Origin of the sequence: Streptomyces sp. A1277 (assembly GCF_004795015.1) — a bacterium.
Classification (GTDB): Bacteria; Actinomycetota; Actinomycetes; order Streptomycetales; family Streptomycetaceae; genus Streptomyces.
Genome location: NZ_SSBI01000032.1, coordinates 1 through 19,274 on the forward strand (window position 1 = coordinate 1; position 19,274 = coordinate 19,274).

A 19,274-nucleotide genomic window follows, 5' to 3' on the forward strand; every position below is an offset into this window, starting at 1 on the left:
GCCCGGACTTCTACGACAACCCGAAGTTCCCCGGCAAGCTTCCCGGCGGCTGCGCCGGATACGACTCCGACGCCGCCTGGGGCCGCAACACCGCGGTCCCCGCCTTCGAACGCGGCATGCGCAGGGCCGACGCCGACACCGGGGCGGCCCGCGCCCTGGCCCACGCGGAGGCGACCCGCGCCCCGCTGCACACGGAGACCCCGCTCACCGGCCTCGCCGCCCTCCTCCCGCCCGGCCCGGCGGCCGCCCACGCCCGCGCGCTCCTCGCCCCGCTCACCGCGCCGCTCGCCGAGACCCTGCGCTGCTGGCTCGCCCTGCACGGCAGCTGGGACCGGACGGCGGTGGCCCTGTCCGTCCACCGCAACACCGTCCGCCAACGGATCGCGCGGTGCGGGGAGTTGCTGGGGATGGACCTGGACGCGATGGACGTACGCACGGAGTTGTGGCTGGCGCTGCGGCAGGGGTGAGTGCGGGCAAGGGCCGCACCTGCGCGATCAAGGGGCAGCCCCCTCCCTCACCCCGCGTGCTCAGCATCACCCTGGACAGCGCCGTGACCGCCGGGTAACTTTTAACCAAGGCTGAGCAAGCGCTTAGCCATGTCGGAAAATGGACCGCACCAGAGTCCGGCAGACCGCAGCAGCCGAGATCGCCGATCAGGGAGGCACCCCGTGCGCCGTACGGTATTCAACGAGGACCACGAGGCGTTCCGGGAGACCATCCGCGCCTTCATCGCGGCCGAGGTCGTGCCCGTGTACGACGAGTGGTTCGCCGCGGGGCAGGCGCCGCGCGACTTCTATCTCAAGCTCGCGGAGCTGGGCGTCTTCGGGATCACGGTCGACGAGGAGTACGACGGGGCGGGCATCGACTCGCACAAGTACGAGGCGGTCATCTACGAGGAGACCGCTCGGGCGGGCGTCTCCTTCGGCGGGTCCGGCGTGCACACGCTGCTCGGCCTGCCGTACATCAAGATGCTCGCCACCGGCGAGCAGAAGAAGCGCTGGCTGCCGAAGTTCGTCAGCGGTGAGGAGATGTGGGCCCTCGCGATGACCGAGCCGGGCACCGGGTCGGACGTCGCGGGCATGAAGACCACCGCCAAGCTCTCCGAGGACGGCACGCACTACGTCCTCAACGGCGCCAAGACCTTCATCACCGGCGGTGTGCACGCGGACCGCGTGATCGTCTGCGCCCGGACCTCCGCCCCTCGCGAGGACGACCGCCGCTTCGGCATCTCGCTGTTCGCCGTGGACACCAAGTCCGAGGGCTACTCCGTCGGCCGCAAGCTCGACAAGCTGGGGCTGCGGGTGTCGGACACCGCCGAGCTGGCGTTCGTCGACGTCAAGGTGCCGGCCGAGGACCTGCTCGGCGAGGAGAACAAGGGCTTCGGCTACCTCGGCACCAACCTGGCCTCCGAGCGCTGGGGCATCGCCTTCGGCGCCTACGCGCAGGCCGCGGCCGCCGTGCGGTTCGCCAAGGAGTACGTGCAGGACCGCACCGTCTTCGGCAAGACCGTCGCCTCGTTCCAGAACACCAAGTTCGAGCTGGCCGCCTGCCAGGCCGAGGTCGACGCGGCCCAGGCCGTCGCAGACCGGGCGCTGGAGGCGCTGGACGCCGGTGAGCTGACCGCCGCCGAGGCCGCATCCGCGAAGCTGTTCTGCACCGAGGTCGCGCACCGCGTGATCGACCGCTGCCTCCAGCTGCACGGCGGCTACGGCTTCATGAACGAGTACCCGATCGCCCGCCTCTACGCGGACAACCGGGTCAACCGCATCTACGGCGGCACCAGCGAGGTCATGAAGTCGATCATCGCCAAGTCCATGGGTCTGTAGAGCGGCTACGTTCCCTCCATGAGCACCGCACTCGATTCCCTGCTCGATCTGCTCGACCTGGAGCAGATCGAGCAGGACATCTTCCGGGGCACCAGCCGTTCCGCGCTCGTGCCCCGGGTCTTCGGCGGACAGGTCGCGGCCCAGGCGCTCGTCGCCGCGGGCCGCACCGTCCCCGCCGAGAGGTCCGCCCACTCCCTGCACGCGTACTTCCTGCGCGCGGGCGACCCGGGCGCGCCGATCGTCTACACCGTCGACCGCATCCGCGACGGCCGGTCCTTCACCACCCGGCGGGTCGTCGCCGTCCAGCACGGGCAGCCGATCTTCCACCTCTCCGCCTCGTTCCAGACGTACGAGGACGGGCTTGAGCACCAGGCGGACATGCCGGCCGCGCCCGATCCCGAGACGCTGCCCACGGCCGCCGAGATGCTGCCCCGCTACGCCGACCGGTTCAGCGGCCCCGGGGTCGTGGACCGGCTCATCGAGGCGCGGGCGGCCGTCGATCTGCGGTACGTGGACGAGCCGCCGTTCGGCACGGTCGGTGAGCCGCGCGAGCCGCGCTCGCAGGTGTGGTTCCGCACCAACGGCAAGCTGGCCGACGATCCGCTGCTGCACGTCTGCATGGCCACGTACGTCTCCGACATGACGCTGCTCGACTCCGTCCTCCTCGCCCACGGGCGCGGCGGCTGGGCGGTCGGCGATGTGGTGGGGGCGAGCCTGGACCACGCGATGTGGTTCCACCGGCCCTTCCGGGCCGACGAGTGGCTGCTGTACGACCAGGAGTCGCCGTCCGCGTCCGGCGGGCGCGGGCTCGGCCAGGCCCGCATCCACACCCAGGACGGGCGCCTGGCGATCACCGTCATCCAGGAGGGTGTCGTCCGCGTCCCCCGGTGACCGGTCACCCGGGCCCCCGGCCGCGCGTCGGACATGAGCGGCCCGGCTGCGGACATACTCCCCAGCATGACTGACGCGAAAAGCAGTGGCGGGGGGTCCACGTTCACCGTCGTCGTCGCGGCGCTCGCCAATCTCGGCATCGCCGTGGCGAAGGCGGTCGCCGGGCTGATCAGCGGATCGAGCGCGATGCTCTCCGAGGCGGCCCACTCCGTCGCCGACACCGTCACCGAGGTGCTGCTTCTCACCGCGCTCAAGCGCAGCGAGAAGCCGGCCGACGAGGACCATCCGCTGGGGTACGGCCCCGAGCGGTACGTCTGGGCGCTGCTCGCCTCCGTGGCCACCTTCGTCGGCGGTGCGGTCTTCTCGATCTACGACGGTGTGCACACCCTGCTCGCGGGCGAGGACCTCGGCAGTCCGCTGCTCTCGTACCTGGTGCTCGTCGTCGCCTTCCTGCTGGAGGGGTTCTCGCTGCGGACCGGGCTGAAGCAGGTGCGCGGCGAGGCCGGCCGGCTGGGCGCGCCCGCCAGGCACTACTTCCGGCGCACCCCGGACACCGCCGTCAAGGCCGTGGTGATGGAGGACTCGGCGGCCCTGGTCGGGCTGCTCCTGGCGGCGGGCGGGCTGCTCGGCGGCCAGCTGACGGGCTCCGGGGTCTGGGACGGCATCGCGTCCCTGCTGATCGGGGTGCTGCTGGTGTACGTGGCCTGGGTGCTCGGCCGGTCCAACGCCCAGCTGCTGATCGGCCGGCCGGTGTCGGCGCCGATGCGGGAGGGCATCCGGCAAGAACTGCTCTCGGTGCCGCACGTCATCTCCGTACTGGAGCTGACCACGCTCATCCAGGGGCCGGACGAGACCCTGGTCGCCGCGAAGGTCGACTTCCTGGACACGGTCAGCGCCGAGCAGGTCGAATCGGCCAGCGAGCTGGCCGAGCGGCGGCTGCGGGAGCGGTACGCGTCGATCAAGCGGGTGTACCTGGACCCGACTTCGGGGCGGGAGCAGCGGCGCCGGATCCGGGCCGCCGGAGACGATCCGACGGCCGTGCCCGGCGAGGGGGACGGGGAGCGGGGCCCCTGACCGCTCAGCCGGGCCGAGCTGGAGCAGGTGCCGCCCTCGCGGCTGCGGCGGCGGGTGCGGGTGTTGCTGCGGCAGTGCACCGCGCCACCCACGCCGAGGACGGCCCTCAGAGCAGCCCGGCCGCGTCCAGCAGGTAGTCCGTCATCGGGTCGTAGAAACGCGGGTCCAGGACGTGGTCGTCCAGGGGCACGGCCACCTGGAGGGTGCCCTCGGACTCCCCCAGGAACAGGGCGGGGTCGTTGCAGTCCGCGTACCCGATGGCGTCCAGGCCGCGCTGCGCCGCGCACCCGGCCCAGCCGTGGTCGGCGACGACCAGGTCCGGCAGCGGCCGGCCCTCCCGCTCCAGGCCGTCGAGGATCGCCGCCATCGGGGCCGGGGAGTGGGTGTGCCAGAGGGTGGCCCCGCGCTCCTGGACGGCGACGTCCGCGAACTGGAAGACCATGCCCTCGTCCGCCATAAGCCCGGACGGAATCCGTACGATCTCGCAGCCGGTCGCCCGCAGCGCCGCCGCCGTCTGCCGGTGGACGTCCAGCAGGCCGCCGGGGTGGCCGGTGGCGAACAGGACCCGCTGCGCCCCGTCGGCGGCCTTCCGCAGCCGGGCGGCGGCCCGGTCCAGGGCGGCGACGGTCAGCTCGGGGTCGATGGTGTCCTGCCCGAACCGGTGCTCCGGGTCGTCGCTGACCCCGCACCGCTCGGCCATCACCGCCAGCACGTCCTGCTCGTCGCGCCAGCGGTCGCCCAGTTCGAGACCCAGCCAGTAGTGCCGGTCGCCGTTGGCGAGCCTGCGGTAGTGGGAGAGGTTGTTGTCGCGCGGGGTGGCGACGTCTCCCGCGATGCGCGTGCGGACGAGGTGTTCGACGAGGGCGGCGCGGCTGGGTATCGGCATGGGCCCATTGTGCCGTGGCGTGTGCGCAGCGTGCCCGGCGTCCGGTACCTGGATGTTGGGCGACCGTTCATCCGCCTGTGACCTGGCACTTTCCGCTCCACCCGGCCCCCGGCGTGAAATAGGTCCAGACCACTCACTTTGCGCCAATCCGGTGTTTCATTCCCCGGCGGACGGCAAGTGGTCTATACCTTTGGTGCCAGGGTGGGGCGCCTGATACCGGGACATGCGCAGCCGGGGGGGGCTTTATGACCACGCGTCACTTGCCGCAACCTCCGTCCGATGATGAGCCCTATCGGCACTTCGGGCCGCAGCGCCGCTGGGTACCGATCAGCTCCTCGCTCGCCTTCGTGCTCACGGCGGCGACCATGCTCGCCTTCGCCCTGCGCACCCCGGCCCTCTGGGCCCTTCTCGCGGTGCTCTCCCTGCACGTCCTCGCGCTCGCGCTCTCGTCGGTCGACAGCCTGCGCGCCCGCCGGCTGTCCGCTGGTCCCTGGACGGCCGGCCGTACCACCGGGTGAAGGCGTCCGCGATGGACGCGGCCACCTGGGACGAGGCCCTGAACCGCGGGCAGTTCCTGATCCTGGACGTGGCCATGGGCGGCGCGCCGCCGGCCGCCGACGGTGCCACGCCGGGCCCCGCCACGGAACCCGGGCACCCGAAGCGGGTCGCACGGGTCACCGTGTCGTCCCGGGAGGGGCGCCCCGGGAGGGGCTTCCTAACCCCGCTCCCCCGCCGCCGCGAAGGCGCCCCGGGCGAGGCGGTGCAGCAGGGCGGCCGTCTCGGTGCGGTCCGGCAGGGCGCCGGGGCGCCCGAGGTGCGGGGTGGAGTTCAGCAGGCCGAAGACGGCGTGGACGGCGGCGCGGGCCTCGTGCTCGGGGAGGTCCGGGTAGAGGTCGCGGACGACGGCGACCCAGACCTCGACGTACTGCCGCTGGAGGCGGCGCACCCGCTTGCGTTCGGTGTCTCGCAGGCGGTCCAGCTCGCGGTCGTGCAGGGTGATCAGGGGGCGGTCGTCGAGGGCGAAGTCGATGTGGCCCTCGATGAGCGCGTCCAGCAGGGCCTCGGGCGATCCGTCGCCGGAGGCGGCGTCCTCGGACACCCGGAGCTCCCCGCCGGCCAGCAGCCGTTCGCTGATGCCGACGAGGAGTTCGGCGAGCATCGCGTCCTTGCCGGGGAAGTGCCGGTAGAGGCCGGGTCCGCTGATGCCGACGGCGGCCCCTATCTCGTCGACGCCGACCCCGTGGAAGCCGCGCTCGGCGAAGAGGCGGGCGGCCTCCCGGAGGATCTGCTCGCGCCGGGTGGGAGCCGCGACGCGGGCGGCGGCATGGGTGCTCATGAGCAGCCATTCTAGACAGGCGGGTTAGCGGTCGTTAACCTGTGGACACGTTAACGGTCATTAACACGTCGCGTTGACGCCGATCCACACACTGCGGTACGGGCAAGGGGGCTCGACAGGATGCAGCAGGCACCGGTGCTGGCGAGCGCGGCCGATCCCGCCTCGGGGGCCTGGCAGGCCAACGAGGCGGCGCATCACGCGCTCGCCGACGAGCTGCGCAAGCGGCTCGCCACGGCCAGGCTCGGCGGGGGTGAGAAGGCCCGCGCCCGGCATGTGGCGCGCGGCAAGCTGCTGCCCCGGGAGCGGGTGGACACCCTGCTCGACCCGGGTTCGCCCTTCCTGGAGCTGGCCCCGCTGGCGGCCGATGGGCTGTACGGGGGCGCCGCGCCGGCCGCCGGGGTGATCGCCGGGATCGGCCGGGTCAGCGGCCGGGAGTGCGTGATCGTCGCCAATGACGCGACCGTCAAGGGCGGCACGTACTACCCGATGACCGTGAAGAAGCATCTGCGCGCCCAGGAGGTGGCGCTGGAGAACCGGCTGCCGTGCCTGTACCTGGTGGACTCCGGCGGCGCCTTCCTGCCGTTGCAGGACGAGGTGTTCCCCGACCGGGAGCACTTCGGGCGGATCTTCTACAACCAGGCCCGGATGTCCGGGGCCGGCATCCCGCAGATCGCGGCGGTGCTGGGTTCGTGCACGGCCGGCGGGGCGTACGTCCCGGCGATGAGCGACGAGGCCGTCATCGTCCGCAACCAGGGCACGATCTTCCTGGGCGGCCCGCCGCTGGTGAAGGCCGCGACCGGTGAGGTGGTCACGGCCGAGGAGCTGGGCGGCGGCGAGGTGCACTCCCGTACGTCCGGGGTCACCGACCACCTGGCGGAGGACGACGCGCACGCGCTGCGGATCGTGCGGAACATCGTGGCGACGCTGCCGGACCGGGGCCCGCTGCCGTGGTCGGTGCGGCCGGTGGACGAGCCGAAGGTGGACCCGGCCGGTCTGTACGGGGCGGTGCCCGTCGACTCGCGCACCCCGTACGACGTGCGGGAGGTGATCGCCCGGGTGGTGGACGGCTCGCGGTTCGCGGAGTTCAAGGCGGAGTACGGGACGACGCTGATCACCGGTTTCGCCCACATCCACGGCCACCCGGTCGGCATCGTCGCCAACAACGGCATCCTGTTCTCCGAGTCCGCCCAGAAGGGCGCGCACTTCATCGAGCTGTGCGACCAGCGCGGCATCCCGCTGGTCTTCCTCCAGAACATCTCGGGCTTCATGGTCGGCCGGGACTACGAGGCCGGCGGCATCGCCAAGCATGGCGCGAAGATGGTCACCGCCGTCGCCTGCACCCGCGTGCCGAAGCTGACCGTGGTGGTCGGCGGCTCGTACGGGGCGGGCAACTACTCCATGTGCGGCCGGGCCTACAGCCCGCGCTTCCTGTGGATGTGGCCCAACGCGAAGATCTCCGTCATGGGCGGCGAGCAGGCCGCCTCCGTCCTCGCCACCGTCAAGCGCGACCAGCTGGGCGACGGCTGGAGCGCCGAGGACGAGGAAGCCTTCAAGGCCCCGATCCGCGAGCAGTACGAGACCCAGGGCAGCGTGTACTACGCCACGGCCCGGCTCTGGGACGACGGCGTGATCGACCCGCTGGAGACCCGGCAGGTGCTGGGGCTCGCCCTGACCGCGTGCGCCAACGCACCCTTGGGCGACGCCGGCTTCGGCGTCTTCCGGATGTGAGGAAGAGATGACGATGTTCGACACGGTCCTCGTCGCCAACCGGGGCGAGATCGCGGTCCGGGTCATCCGGACCCTGCGCGAGCTGGGCGTGCGCTCGGTCGCCGTCTTCAGCGACGCGGACGCCGAGGCGCGGCACGTACGGGAGGCCGACACGGCGGTGCGGATCGGGCCCGCGCCCGCATCGGAGAGCTATCTGAGCGCGGACCGGCTCCTGGAGGCGGCCCGCCGCACCGGCGCGCAGGCCGTCCACCCCGGCTACGGCTTCCTCGCGGAGAACGCCGCCTTCGCCCGGGCGTGCGCGGAGGCGGGGCTCGTCTTCATCGGGCCGCCCGCCACCGCGATCTCCCTGATGGGCGACAAGATCCGGGCCAAGGAGACGGTCGCGGCGGCCGGTGTGCCGGTGGTGCCCGGGTCGTCCGGCAGCGGGCTGAGCGACGGCGAGCTGGCGGACGCTGCTGCCGGGATCGGCATGCCGGTGCTGCTGAAGCCCTCGGCGGGCGGCGGCGGCAAGGGCATGCGCCTGGTGCGGGACGCGGTGCTGCTCGCGGACGAGATCGCGGCGGCCCGGCGCGAGGCGCGCGCGTCCTTCGGGGACGACACGCTGCTCGTGGAGCGGTGGATCGACCGGCCGCGCCACATCGAGATCCAGGTGCTGGCCGACGCCCACGGCCACGTGGTGCACCTCGGCGAGCGCGAGTGCTCGCTCCAGCGCCGCCACCAGAAGATCATCGAGGAGGCGCCGTCCGTCCTGCTCGACGAGGGGACCCGGGCGGCGATGGGCGAGGCGGCCGTCCAGGCGGCCCGCTCCTGCGGGTACGTCGGCGCGGGCACGGTGGAGTTCATCGTCCCGGGCAGCGACCCGTCCTCGTACTACTTCATGGAGATGAACACCCGCCTCCAGGTCGAACACCCGGTGACCGAGCTGGTCACCGGCCTGGACCTGGTGGAGTGGCAGCTGCGGGTCGCCGCCGGTGAGCGGCTGCCGTACGGGCAGGACGACATCACGCTCACCGGGCACGCCGTCGAGGCCCGGGTCTGCGCCGAGGACCCGGCGCGCGGCTTCCTGCCCTCGGGCGGGACCGTGCTGGCGCTGCGCGAGCCGCAGGGCGGCGGGGTGCGGACCGACTCGGGGCTCGCCGAGGGCGGCGAGGTCGGCAGCCTGTACGACCCGATGCTGTCCAAGGTCATCGCGTACGGCCCCGACCGGGCGACCGCCCTGCGCCGGCTGCGGGCCGCGCTCGCGGACACCGTCGTCCTCGGCGTCCCGGTCAACGCGGGCTTCCTGCGCCGGCTGCTCGGCCACCCGGCGGTGGTGGCGGGCGAGCTGGACACCGGCCTGGTGGAGCGCGAGGCGCCCGCGCTGGTCCCCGAGGGCGTGCCGGAGGAGGTGTACGCGGCGGCCGCTCTGCTGCGGCAGCACACCGCGTCCGCCGCCGCCCGCGCCCGCGCCGGCGCCTGGGCCGACCCGTTCTCGGCCGGTGACGGCTGGCGGCTCGGCTCCACCCCGGCCCGGACGCTGCGGGACTTCCACATCCCCGGCCACGACCCGGTCCAGGTGGGCCTGCGGTCGTGCGGCGGCGGGTCCACGGAGCTGACCTTCGGCCATGTCGGCGAGGGCGCGCAGCCCCCGGCCCCGGAATCGGGGGCCTGCGGCCCGCTCGGACCGCTGCCCGGCGGCCCGGAGACGGCCCGGACGCTCGCGGTGGAGGACGGCCGCATCACGCTCGAACTCGCCGGGGTCACCCATGTGTTCGCGTACGCCGCCTCCCCGGAGGGGCACTGGCTCGGCCGGGACGGCGACAGCTGGCACGTACGGGACCACGACCCGGTGGAGGCGTCGCTGACCGGCGCGGCCCGCTCCGGCGCCGACACGCTCGCCGCGCCCATGCCGGGCACCGTCACGGTGGTCAAGGTGGCGGTCGGGGACGAGGTCGTCGCCGGGCAGAGCCTGCTGGTGGTGGAGGCGATGAAGATGGAGCACGTCATCTCCGCCCCGCACGCCGGCACCGTCACCGAACTCGATGTCACGGCCGGGGCCACGGTCGCCATGGACCAGGTACTGGCGGTCGTGGTCCCCGTCGCCGGGGAGGACGCATGACGACCGCCCGCACCCTGCCGATGACCGTGCCCGCCGATGGCCTGCCCGCCCGGGTCCGCATCCACGAGGTCGGCGCCCGCGACGGACTCCAGAACGAGAAGACGGTCGTGCCCACCGAGGTGAAGGCGGAGTTCATCCGCCGGCTCGCGGTCGCCGGGCTGACCACGATCGAGGCGACGAGCTTCGTGCACCCCAAGTGGGTGCCCCAGCTCGCCGACGCCGAGCAACTGTTCCCGATGCTCGGTGACATCGGGGACGTGGGCGACGTGGCGCTGCCGGTCCTCGTGCCGAACGAGCGCGGGCTCGACCGGGCCCTGGCGCTCGGGGCCCGCCACATCGCCGTGTTCGGCTCCGCGACCGAGACGTTCGCCGCCCGCAACCTGAACCGCACGGTCGACGAGTCGCTGGCCATGTTCGAGCCCGTGGTGGCCCGCGCCAAGGCCGAGGCCGTGCACGTGCGCGGCTACCTGTCGATGTGCTTCGGCGACCCGTGGGAGGGGCCCGTCCCGGTCGGCCAGGTCGTACGGGTGGCGAAGGCGCTGATGGACCTCGGCTGCGACGAACTGTCGCTCGGGGACACCATCGGCGTCGCCACCCCCGGCCACGTACAGGCCCTGCTGACCGGGCTGAACGAGGCCGGGGTGGACACCGGCGCGATCGGCGTGCACTTCCACGACACGTACGGGCAGGCCCTGTCCAACACCCTCGCGGCGCTGCGGCACGGGGTGTCCACGGTGGACGCCTCGGCCGGCGGCCTCGGCGGCTGCCCGTACGCGAAGAGCGCGACCGGAAACCTCGCCACCGAGGATCTCGTGTGGATGCTCGACGGCCTCGGCATCGAAACCGGGGTCGACCTCGACGAGCTCACCGCCACCAGCGTGTGGCTCGCCGGACACCTGGGCCGACCCAGCCCGTCCCGTACCGTCCGCGCGCTCGCGACGCCGTGAACGTCCCGTCCCACAAGGAGTGAACGTCCCCATGTCCCTGGACCACCGGCTGACCGCCGAGCACGAGGAACTGCGCCGCACCGTCGAGGAGTTCGCGCACGACGTCGTCGCCCCGAAGATCGGCGACTTCTACGAGCGGCACGAGTTCCCGTACGAGATCGTGCGCGAGATGGGGCGGATGGGCCTGTTCGGGCTGCCCTTCCCGGAGGAGTACGGCGGGATGGGCGGCGACTACCTCGCGCTCGGCATCGCCCTGGAGGAGCTGGCCCGGGTCGACTCCTCGGTGGCGATCACGCTGGAGGCCGGGGTCTCGCTGGGCGCGATGCCGGTGTACCGCTTCGGCACCGAGGAGCAGAAGCGGCGGTGGCTGCCGAGGCTCTGTTCGGGCGAGGCGCTGGGCGCGTTCGGCCTGACCGAGCCGGACGGCGGTTCGGACGCGGGCGGCACCCGGACGACGGCCGTGCGCGACGAGGCGACGGGCGAGTGGGTGATCAACGGCTCCAAGTGCTTCATCACCAACTCCGGTACGGACATCACCGAGTTGGTGACCGTCACGGCGGTGACCGGCCGCAAGGAGAACGGCGCCCCGCTGATCTCCTCGATCATCGTCCCGTCCGGCACCCCCGGCTTCACGGTCGCCGCCCCCTACTCCAAGGTCGGCTGGAACGCCTCGGACACCCGCGAGCTGTCCTTCGCCGACGTGCGCGTCCCCCTGGAGAACCTGCTGGGCGAGGAGGGCCGGGGCTACGCCCAGTTCCTGCGCATCCTGGACGAGGGCCGGATCGCCATTTCGGCGCTCTCGACGGGCCTGGCGCAGGGCTGTGTGGACGAGTCGGTCAAGTACGCCGCCGAGCGGCACGCCTTCGGCAAGCCGATCGGCGCCAACCAGGCCATCCAGTTCAAGATCGCGGACATGGAGACGCGGGCGCACATGGCCCGCGTCGGCTGGCGGGACGCGGCCTCCCGGCTGCTGGCGGGCGAGCCGTTCAAGAAGGAGGCGGCCATCGCCAAGCTGTACTCCTCGACCGTGGCCGTGGACAACGCCCGCGAGGCGACCCAGATCCACGGCGGCTACGGCTTCATGAACGAGTACCCGGTGGCCCGGATGTGGCGCGACTCCAAGATCCTGGAGATCGGCGAGGGCACCAGCGAGGTCCAGCGCATGCTGATCGCCCGCGAGCTGGGCCTCCAAGCCTGAGAAACGGGGCCGAGCACGTCGGTCGGGGGTCCGGCACCGGGCCCCCGATCGGCCATTCGGCCCCGCGTGGGCCGGCCCCCTCAGTCCTCGTCCTCCGGCACGTAGTCGGGGCACAACGAGTGCCCGCACTCGCACGGAGGCCGGCGGAGCGCCGCACCGGGCACGAGGTCGGCTCCCTCCGCCCCCGAATCGGTTGTCGGGACGATGAGGACGCCGTCCCTCCCGAATCGCTCCGTTAACCGGGACAGACCCTGTCACGCCTTGCTGCCGGCCGTCATGGCACCACACCTCTCAATTGCACCGCAGTCCTGGGATTACGCCCCATTGGGGTCGATAGTGGTCCACAGTCCTGGGACTGTCAACCTCCTCGGTGCTGTGCTTGACTGCTCCTTGAGACGTCGCGAGAGGAGTTGCGCATGGCGCCCAAGTGGCGGGAGTTGGCGGACAGGCTGGCCGACCGGATCCGGAGCGGCGCCTACTCCCCGGGGGACCGACTGCCGCACATCAGGGATCTCGTCGAAGCGGGTGAGGGCTCCAAGTCCACGGTCCACGCGGCATACCGGGCCCTGGAGGCCGAGGGGCTGGTCACCTCGTCGCGCGGACACGGCACAGTCGTACGGCAACGGCCTCCGCTCAAGCGTCTCGGCGTCAGCCGGTACGACAAGGCCGAGTGGCGCGACGGCGACGAGGTCGCGTTCATCGCCGACCGCGTGGCTTCCGGGCGCGCCCACAAACGTGACGACCAGACGCAGACGGTGAAGCGGGTCGAGGCGCCACCCGCCGCCGCTGCCGCGCACGGACTGGCTCCCGGCTCCCTCGTGTACGCCCGCGCACGCGTCGTACGAGAGGCCGGACAACCGACGCACACGCTGACCAGCTACTACCGCCCCGAGCATGTCGAGGGCACGCGCCTGGTCGACCCCGTCCCGGGCCCCGCGGGCCGCGGCGGCGGCTTCCGCGTGCTCTACGACGCGGGCTACGAGATCGACCGCATGCGCGAGGAACTCTTCGCGCGCGTCGCGACCCCCGAGGAGTCGAAGTTGCTCATGCTGGCCGGAGGCGAGCCGGTGGTGGAATTGCACAGGACCGCGTACACGGCCGACGGTACCGTCGTCGAGTTCGCGATAGGAGTGCACGCGGCCTCACGATTCACCTGGTCGTACGACTTCGAGGTTCCGGACTCGGCCCACGGCGAAGGCCGCCCCGCGTGACCGTCTCCTCCCAGTCGTGGTCGGATGCCCGGCTCCTGTGGGAGCACCACCTGATGCACCACGACCCGCGCCCCTGCTCGGTGGCGATCGGCCTCGGAAGCCATGACCTCGGGGTCGCCGACGCGACCGCGTGCCTCTACCGGCGCGGCATGGCGCCCCTCATCCTGTTCACCGGCGCCACCAGCCCCACCACGCGGGCGCGCATGCCGCGCGGCGAGGCCGTGCACTACCGGGAACGGGCACTCGGACTCGGCGTCCCCGACCATGCGGTGCTCATCGAACCGCGCGCCCGCAACACAGGGGAGAACATCCGCTTCTCGCGGGCGGTCCTCGACGAGGCGGGCGTCCCGGTCTCGTCCGTACTGCTGGTCAGCAAGCCGTACGAGGAACGGCGCGCCCATGCCACGGCGCGCAGGCTCTGGCCGGGCGTCACCTTCGTGAGCGCGTCGGAGCCGGTCACGTTCGAGCAGTACCTGGCCTCCGTGCAGGACGACCGCATGGTCATCGACATGCTGGTCGGCGCCTTGCAGCGCCTGCTGATCTACCCGGCCCGGGGCTTCATGGCCGCCGATCCCGTCCCCGCCGAGGTCGCCGCCGCGTACGAGCGGCTGTGCCGGGCCGGGTTCACGAGCCGGCTCATCGTGGGCGGGGCCGGCGTCCCGGCCGCTGAGGCGTGAGCGGGGCACCCGGCACCGAACCGTGACGAGGTTAGGCTAGCCTTCCCTTTAACGTGTCACCTGCCGGTCTCCGGCTCGTACGAAAGCGGATTCCGTCATGCGCACTGCCCGAGCCTCCCGCCCCACCCGCCGTGGCCTGCTGGCCATGGGCGGCGCCATAGGTCTCGGCGCCGCGCTCGCGGCCTGCGGCGACAGCGACTCGAAGGACTCCGCCGCCACCGGTTCCAAGAGCGCCGCCGCCGGGACCTGGAAGTTCAAGGACGACCGCGGGCAGACCGCCGAGGCGAAGTCCGTGCCGAAGAACATCGTCGCCTTCACCGGTGTCGCCGCCGCCCTCCACGACTACGGCATCGAGGTCAAGGCCGTCTTCGGCCCGACGAAGACCAAGGACGGCAAGGCCGATGTGCAGGCCGGCGACCTGGACATCGGCAAGGTCGAGATCCTGGGCAACGTCTGGGGCGAGTTCAACGTCGAGAAGTACGCGGCGCTCGGCCCGGAGCTGCTGGTCACCGCGATGTGGGAGAAGGACGCCCTCTGGTACGTGCCGGACCAGTCCAAGGACAAGATCCTCAAGCTGGCCCCGAGCGTCGCCCTGTGGGCCGCCCAGACCACGATCCCGAAGGCGATCCAGCGCCACGAGGACCTCGCGGCCTCGCTCGGCGCCGACGTCAAGGCCGCGAAGGTCACCGCCGCGAAGGCCCGCTTCGATAAGGCCGCGGCCCGGCTGCGCGCCGCCGCGAAGTCCAAGCCGAACATCAAGGTCATGATCGGCTCGGCCAGCCAGGACCTGTTCTACGTCTCGCTCGCCAAGATGTCCGCCGACACCCTGTACTTCCAGGAGCTGGGCGTGGACTTCGTCGAGCCGAAGGTGGACAAGGCGGGCTTCTTCGAGAACCTGAGCTGGGAGAACGTCGACAAGTACGACGCCGACATCATCATGATGGACAACCGCTCCTCGGCCCTCCAGCCGGACGCGCTGACCTCCAAGCCGACCTGGACGCAGCTGCCGGCCGTCAAGGCGGGCCAGGTCGTCCCGCGCACCACCGAGCCGATCTACAGCTACGACAAGTGCGCGCCGATCCTGGAAGACCTCGCGAAGGCCATCGAGGACGCCAGGAAGGTCGCCTGACACCGGCGGACCGAGTCCGTGCGGCGGGCCGGGGGCACATGGCCCCCGGCCTCCGTCATGTCACCCCGCGGCGGCCGGGGCACCCGCTCCCGGCCGCCGGGCGGCGCCGTGTCACTTCCCGGCCGTCTCCGACGCCGGCCACGGGACCTGGGGCGAGCGGTAGTAGTCGATCCCCTGCGCGGTGAACCGCTCCCCGAGAGCGGCCAGCCGCACCTTGTAGGTGTTCCAGTCGTGCGTCGAGGCCGGCGACCAGCCCAGCTCGGCCGCGCCGGGCAGCCTAGGGAACGCCATCGCGTCGATGTCGTCGCTGTCGGTCAGCGTCTCCGACCAGATCGGCGCCTCGACGCCGAGCACCGCGCTCTCGGGCGTGCCGGTGAGATAGGTCGCCGGGTCCCAGTCGTAGGAGCGCTGGACCTCGACCAGTCCGGCCCACTTCAGGCCCAGTTCGGTCTGGTCGTTGTACTTCATGTCGAGGTACACCCGGTCCGCCGGGGAGAGCACCAGCTTGGTGCCCTTCTTCGCCGCGTCCACCACCTGCTGGCGGTCCGCGGCGCTCGTGGCGTCGTAGCCCCAGTACTGGGCGACCGCCCCCTTGACCGGGTCGGCGCCGGTCAGCTGGTGCCAGCCCATCACGGTCTTGCCGTACTTCCCGACGACCGCCTGGGCCCGCTCCATGATCGTGACGTAGTCCTCGTGGCTGGTGGAGTGCGCCTCGTCACCGCCGATGTGGAAGTACCGGCCGGGGGTGAGCGCGGCCACCTCGCGCACGACGTCGTCGATGAAGTCGTACGTGACGTCCTTGCCGGCGCACAGGGAGCTGAAGCCGACCTTGATCCCGGTGTAGAGCGGCGGCGCGACGCCGTCGCAGTTCAGCTCGGCGTACGAGGCGAGGGCGGCGTTGGTGTGGCCGGGCATGTCGATCTCCGGCACCACCTCCAGGTAGCGGGAGGCCGCGTACCGCACGATCTCCTGGTACTGGGCCTTGGTGTAGTAGCCGCCGGTCCCGCCGCCGACCTCCGTGGAGCCGCCGTACGTGGCCAGCTTCGGCCAGGAGTCGACGGCGATGCGCCAGCCCTGGTCGTCGGAGAGGTGGATGTGGAAGGTGTTGATCTTGTACTGCGCGACCTGGTCGATGTAACGCTTCACCTCGGCGACCGAGAAGAAGTGCCGTGAGACGTCGAGCATCGCGCCGCGGTAGGCGTAGCGCGGGGTGTCGGTGATGCTGCCGCCCGCGACCCGCCACTGCGCCTTCTGGGGGCTGTCGCGCTCCACCTGGGCCGGCAGCAGCTGACGCAGCGTCTGGACGCCGTGGAAGAGCCCTGCGGGCTGCCGGGCGGTGATGGTGACGGAACCGCTCCCCGAGGTGAGGGTGTAACCCTCGGCGCCCAGCTTGCCGGCGCGGGGGTCGAGCCGGAGCCGGATGCCGTCGGCGGCGTCGCTGTCGGTGACGGGCAGGGCGTACCCGGTGGAGGGGCGCAGCAGGCCGGCCAGGTATTCGCCGACCTTGCGGGCCTCGCCGGAGACGCCGATGGCCCGGATGCGGGTGGCGCCGGTGAGGAGGTACGGGGAGCCGCCCGGTCTCACCGAGGCGGGGGCGGGCACCACCTGGCCGAGGGGCCGGGGCGCCCAGACCGTTCCGGCGCTGTCGGCGGCGGAGGCGGCGGGGGCCGCGCACGCGCTGGAGACACCGGCCGCCGCGACGAGGAGCAGCGAGCCGAGAAGCCGGGGTAGAGCACGGGGAAGACCACTGCGCCGGACCGTGTGGAGTCTCACAAGCCGATTCCCTTTCTACGGGTTCGCTCTGCTGGGTCCTGGACCATTCGCACCGCCGCCATGCGTACCGCGTGCCTCATGGATGGTCAAGGTGTAGACCACTCAGGGGCGTTGGCCGCTCCGGCACCCGGTGAGCGCTTTGCGGCTGATCGGATAATTCACCCCATCGGCTCCGACCAGTGCCGCGCCAAGCCGCTCCACCACCCCCTCCGACACCGGAAGCACCCCCCGCGAAATCCACCCAAGACCGAAAAAGAGGGCTACTCGCCCGCCTTCCTGCCCGATATCGGGCAGAATTGTTGCACTCAGGCCCCTTCCACCGCAGTATCGACGGGTGCTCGAACGCCGCTCGTCGTACGACGACCTCATTGACCACGTGGTGCGCAGCACCGCGCTCCCCCGCGGTGAAGCCGCCCGGGTGATCCTCGACGTGCTGGCGTACTTCGACGAGACGACGGAGGCATTCGTCCGCCGCCGCCACCGCGAACTGCAGTCCGGCGGCCTGGTCAACGCGGAGATCTTCGAACGGATCGCGGCCGAACTGCCGCACCGGGCGGTCGCGCCCCCGGAGCTCTCGCTCCGTCAGCTGCGCCGCATCGTCTACGGCTGAGGCCGCCTCACGGCCGGGTACCACTTACTTGTACGTCGATGGAGGGCAGAAGGCTCTATGTGCGGAATCGTCGGTTACATCGGAAAGCGTGACGTGGCCCCGCTGCTGCTGGAGGGTCTCCAGCGGCTGGAGTACCGGGGGTACGACTCCGCGGGCATCGTGATCACCGGGAAGCCGGCGGCCGGCAGGCCCGCCGCGCTGAAGTCGGTCAAGGCCAAGGGCCGGGTGCGCGAGCTGGAGTCCCGGGTCCCCAAGCGCTTCGCCGGCACCACCGGCATCGCCCACACCCGCTGGGCCACCCACGGCGTTCCGAGCGACGAGAACGCCCACCCCCACCTGGACGCCGAGGGCAAGGTCGCCGTCGTCCACAACGGGATCATCGACAACGCCGCCGAGCTGCGCACCCGGCTGACCGCCGAGGGCGTCGTCTTCCTCTCCGAGACCGACACCGAGGTGCTGGTCCACCTGATCGCCCGCTCGGACGCCAAGACCCTGGAGGAGAAGGTCCGCGAGGCCCTGCGCTCCGTCGAGGGCACGTACGGCATCGCGGTCCTGCACGCCGACTTCAACGACCGCATCGTGGTGGCCCGCAACGGCTCCCCGGTCGTCCTCGGCATCGGCGAGAAGGAGATGTTCGTCGCCTCGGACGTCGCCGCCCTGGTCGCCCACACCCGCCAGGTCGTCACCCTGGACGACGGCGAGATGGCCACCCTCAAGGCCGACGACTTCCGTACGTACACCACGGAGGGCTCGACCACGACGGCCACGCCGACCACCGTGGAGTGGGAGGCCGAGTCGTACGACATGGGCGGCCACGACACGTACATGCACAAGGAGATCTCCGAGCAGGCGGACGCCGTCGACCGGGTGCTGCGCGGCCGGATCGACGACCGGTTCTCCACCGTGCACCTGGGCGGGCTCAACCTGGACGCCCGCGAGGCGCGCGGGGTGCGCCGGATCAAGATCCTCGGCTGCGGCACCTCGTACCACGCGGGCCAGATCGGCGCCCAGCTGATCGAGGAGCTGGCCCGCATCCCCGCGGACGCCGAGCCCGCCTCCGAGTTCCGCTACCGCAACCCGGTGGTCGACCCGGACACGCTGTACGTCGCGGTCTCCCAGTCCGGCGAGACGTACGACGTGCTGGCCGCCGTCCAGGAGCTGAAGCGCAAGGGCGCGCGCGTCCTCGGCGTGGTCAACGTGGTCGGCTCCGCCATCGCCCGGGAGGCCGACGGCGGTACGTATGTGCACGCCGGTCCCGAGGTGTGCGTGGTCTCCACCAAGTGCTTCACCAACACCGTGGTCGCCTTCGCGCTGCTCGCCCTGCACCTGGGCCGCATCCGTGACCTGTCGGTCGCCGACGGCAAGCGGATCATCGAGGGCCTGCGCAAGCTGCCCGCCCAGATCAGCGAGATCCTGGCGGGCGAGGACGAGATCAAGCGGCTGGCCGCCGAGTACGCGGACGCCAAGTCGATGATGTTCATCGGCCGGGTGCGCGGCTACCCCGTGGCGCGCGAGGCTTCGCTGAAGCTCAAGGAGGTCTCGTACATCCATGCCGAGGCATACCCCGCCTCCGAGCTGAAGCACGGCCCGCTCGCGCTGATCGAGCCCGCGATGCCGACCGTGGCGATCGTGCCGGACGACGACCTGCTGGAGAAGAACCGCGCCGCGATGGAGGAGATCAAGGCCCGCAGCGGCCGCATCCTCGCCGTGGCCCACCAGGTCCAGGAGAAGGCCGACCACACCATCGTCGTACCGAAGAACGAGAACGAGCTGGACCCGATCCTCATGGGCATCCCGCTCCAGCTCTTCGCGTACCACACGGCCCTGGCCATGGGCCGGGACATCGACAAGCCGCGCAACCTGGCCAAGTCCGTCACCGTCGAGTGACCC

The 19,274-nt window shown here is 71.8% G+C and carries 16 protein-coding genes and 2 pseudogenes; 15 read left to right on the forward strand and 3 right to left on the reverse strand.

Annotated elements, in window-relative coordinates:
- From E6R18_RS21235 to E6R18_RS21250, 4 genes are all read left to right on the forward strand, one after another.
- On the forward strand, positions 1-467 hold a 467-nt coding region (locus E6R18_RS21235; protein ID WP_240799805.1), incomplete at its 5' end, for a helix-turn-helix domain-containing protein.
- 201 nt (positions 468-668) lie between these two features.
- Entirely contained in the window at positions 669-1,826 is a 1,158-nt protein-coding gene (locus E6R18_RS21240; protein WP_136318488.1) for an acyl-CoA dehydrogenase family protein, read from the forward strand.
- An 18-nt stretch (positions 1,827-1,844) separates the two neighbouring features.
- A complete protein-coding gene (locus tag E6R18_RS21245) occupies positions 1,845-2,717 on the forward strand; it encodes an acyl-CoA thioesterase II (protein ID WP_136318489.1) in 873 nt (290 codons plus the stop codon).
- Positions 2,718-2,783: 66 nt separating this feature from the next.
- Positions 2,784-3,791, forward strand: a complete 1,008-nt coding sequence (locus E6R18_RS21250; protein ID WP_168712402.1) for a cation diffusion facilitator family transporter — start codon at positions 2,784-2,786, stop codon at positions 3,789-3,791.
- A gap of 106 nt (positions 3,792-3,897) precedes the next feature.
- Here E6R18_RS21250 and E6R18_RS21255 read toward each other — a convergent pair whose 3' ends face one another.
- Complete coding sequence (locus E6R18_RS21255) at positions 3,898-4,677, reverse strand: phosphatase (RefSeq protein WP_136318491.1); 780 nt, start codon at positions 4,675-4,677, stop codon at positions 3,898-3,900.
- Positions 4,678-4,922: 245 nt separating this feature from the next.
- On the opposite strand from E6R18_RS21255, the pseudogene E6R18_RS21260 reads away from it, so the two are divergent.
- Positions 4,923-5,159, forward strand: a pseudogene (locus E6R18_RS21260) (glycosyl transferase); the annotation flags it as partial.
- Positions 5,156-5,374 (forward strand): annotated as a pseudogene (locus tag E6R18_RS34965) (hypothetical protein); the annotation flags it as partial. The pseudogenes E6R18_RS21260 and E6R18_RS34965, both read left to right, overlap by 4 nt.
- An 18-nt stretch (positions 5,375-5,392) precedes the next feature.
- Here the strand turns inward: E6R18_RS34965 and E6R18_RS21270 are convergent.
- Positions 5,393-6,013: a TetR/AcrR family transcriptional regulator gene (locus E6R18_RS21270; RefSeq protein WP_136318492.1), complete on the reverse strand. Its 621-nt coding sequence runs from the start codon at positions 6,011-6,013 to the stop codon at positions 5,393-5,395.
- Positions 6,014-6,133: 120 nt separating this feature from the next.
- Between E6R18_RS21270 and E6R18_RS21275 the strand changes: the two genes are divergently transcribed.
- From E6R18_RS21275 to E6R18_RS21305, 7 genes are all read left to right on the forward strand, one after another.
- A complete protein-coding gene (locus tag E6R18_RS21275) occupies positions 6,134-7,741 on the forward strand; it encodes a carboxyl transferase domain-containing protein (RefSeq protein WP_136318493.1) in 1,608 nt (535 codons plus the stop codon).
- A gap of 7 nt (positions 7,742-7,748) precedes the next feature.
- A complete protein-coding gene (locus E6R18_RS21280; protein ID WP_136318494.1) occupies positions 7,749-9,839 on the forward strand; it encodes a biotin carboxylase N-terminal domain-containing protein in 2,091 nt (696 codons plus the stop codon).
- The gene (locus tag E6R18_RS21285) at positions 9,836-10,786 is read left to right on the forward strand and encodes a hydroxymethylglutaryl-CoA lyase (RefSeq protein WP_136318495.1); all 951 of its coding nucleotides are present in this window, start codon (positions 9,836-9,838) and stop codon (positions 10,784-10,786) included. Before E6R18_RS21280 ends, E6R18_RS21285 begins: the two co-directional genes overlap by 4 nt.
- 31 nt (positions 10,787-10,817) lie before the next feature.
- A complete protein-coding gene (locus E6R18_RS21290; protein ID WP_136318496.1) occupies positions 10,818-11,984 on the forward strand; it encodes an acyl-CoA dehydrogenase family protein in 1,167 nt (388 codons plus the stop codon).
- Positions 11,985-12,400: 416 nt separating this feature from the next.
- A complete protein-coding gene (locus E6R18_RS21295; RefSeq protein ID WP_136318497.1) occupies positions 12,401-13,195 on the forward strand; it encodes a GntR family transcriptional regulator in 795 nt (264 codons plus the stop codon).
- 53 nt (positions 13,196-13,248) lie between these two features.
- Complete coding sequence (locus E6R18_RS21300; RefSeq protein WP_136318548.1) at positions 13,249-13,872, forward strand: YdcF family protein; 624 nt, start codon at positions 13,249-13,251, stop codon at positions 13,870-13,872.
- 145 nt (positions 13,873-14,017) lie between these two features.
- Complete coding sequence (locus E6R18_RS21305) at positions 14,018-15,001, forward strand: ABC transporter substrate-binding protein (protein ID WP_136318549.1); 984 nt, start codon at positions 14,018-14,020, stop codon at positions 14,999-15,001.
- 111 nt (positions 15,002-15,112) lie between these two features.
- Here E6R18_RS21305 and E6R18_RS21310 read toward each other — a convergent pair whose 3' ends face one another.
- On the reverse strand, positions 15,113-16,774 hold the full coding sequence (locus tag E6R18_RS21310; protein ID WP_168712404.1) for a beta-N-acetylhexosaminidase: 1,662 nt from the start codon (positions 16,772-16,774) through the stop codon (positions 15,113-15,115).
- A 334-nt stretch (positions 16,775-17,108) separates the two neighbouring features.
- Between E6R18_RS21310 and E6R18_RS21315 the strand changes: the two genes are divergently transcribed.
- Positions 17,109-17,384, forward strand: coding sequence for a hypothetical protein (locus E6R18_RS21315; RefSeq protein WP_136318498.1), 276 nt, complete (start codon positions 17,109-17,111; stop codon positions 17,382-17,384).
- 57 nt (positions 17,385-17,441) lie between these two features.
- Positions 17,442-19,271 carry a glutamine--fructose-6-phosphate transaminase (isomerizing) gene (gene glmS / locus E6R18_RS21320; protein ID WP_136318499.1) on the forward strand — a complete coding sequence of 610 codons (1,830 nt, stop codon included), beginning with the start codon at positions 17,442-17,444 and terminating at the stop codon, positions 19,269-19,271.
- Positions 19,272-19,274: the final 3 nt, after the last annotated feature.

Bases quoted from the DNA above. Each gene is read 5' to 3' on its own strand.
- E6R18_RS21245 (WP_136318489.1), top strand. From the start codon at position 1,845: ATGAGCACCGCACTCGATTCCCTGCTCGATCTGCTCGACCTGGAGCAG.
- E6R18_RS21250 (WP_168712402.1), top strand. From the start codon at position 2,784: ATGACTGACGCGAAAAGCAGTGGCGGGGGGTCCACGTTCACCGTCGTC.
- E6R18_RS21255 (WP_136318491.1), bottom strand. From the start codon at position 4,677: ATGCCGATACCCAGCCGCGCCGCCCTCGTCGAACACCTCGTCCGCACG.
- E6R18_RS21270 (WP_136318492.1), bottom strand. From the start codon at position 6,013: ATGAGCACCCATGCCGCCGCCCGCGTCGCGGCTCCCACCCGGCGCGAG.
- E6R18_RS21275 (WP_136318493.1), top strand. From the start codon at position 6,134: ATGCAGCAGGCACCGGTGCTGGCGAGCGCGGCCGATCCCGCCTCGGGG.
- E6R18_RS21280 (WP_136318494.1), top strand. From the start codon at position 7,749: ATGACGATGTTCGACACGGTCCTCGTCGCCAACCGGGGCGAGATCGCG.
- E6R18_RS21285 (WP_136318495.1), top strand. From the start codon at position 9,836: ATGACGACCGCCCGCACCCTGCCGATGACCGTGCCCGCCGATGGCCTG.
- E6R18_RS21290 (WP_136318496.1), top strand. From the start codon at position 10,818: ATGTCCCTGGACCACCGGCTGACCGCCGAGCACGAGGAACTGCGCCGC.
- E6R18_RS21295 (WP_136318497.1), top strand. From the start codon at position 12,401: ATGGCGCCCAAGTGGCGGGAGTTGGCGGACAGGCTGGCCGACCGGATC.
- E6R18_RS21300 (WP_136318548.1), top strand. From the start codon at position 13,249: ATGCACCACGACCCGCGCCCCTGCTCGGTGGCGATCGGCCTCGGAAGC.
- E6R18_RS21305 (WP_136318549.1), top strand. From the start codon at position 14,018: ATGGGCGGCGCCATAGGTCTCGGCGCCGCGCTCGCGGCCTGCGGCGAC.
- glmS (WP_136318499.1), top strand. From the start codon at position 17,442: ATGTGCGGAATCGTCGGTTACATCGGAAAGCGTGACGTGGCCCCGCTG.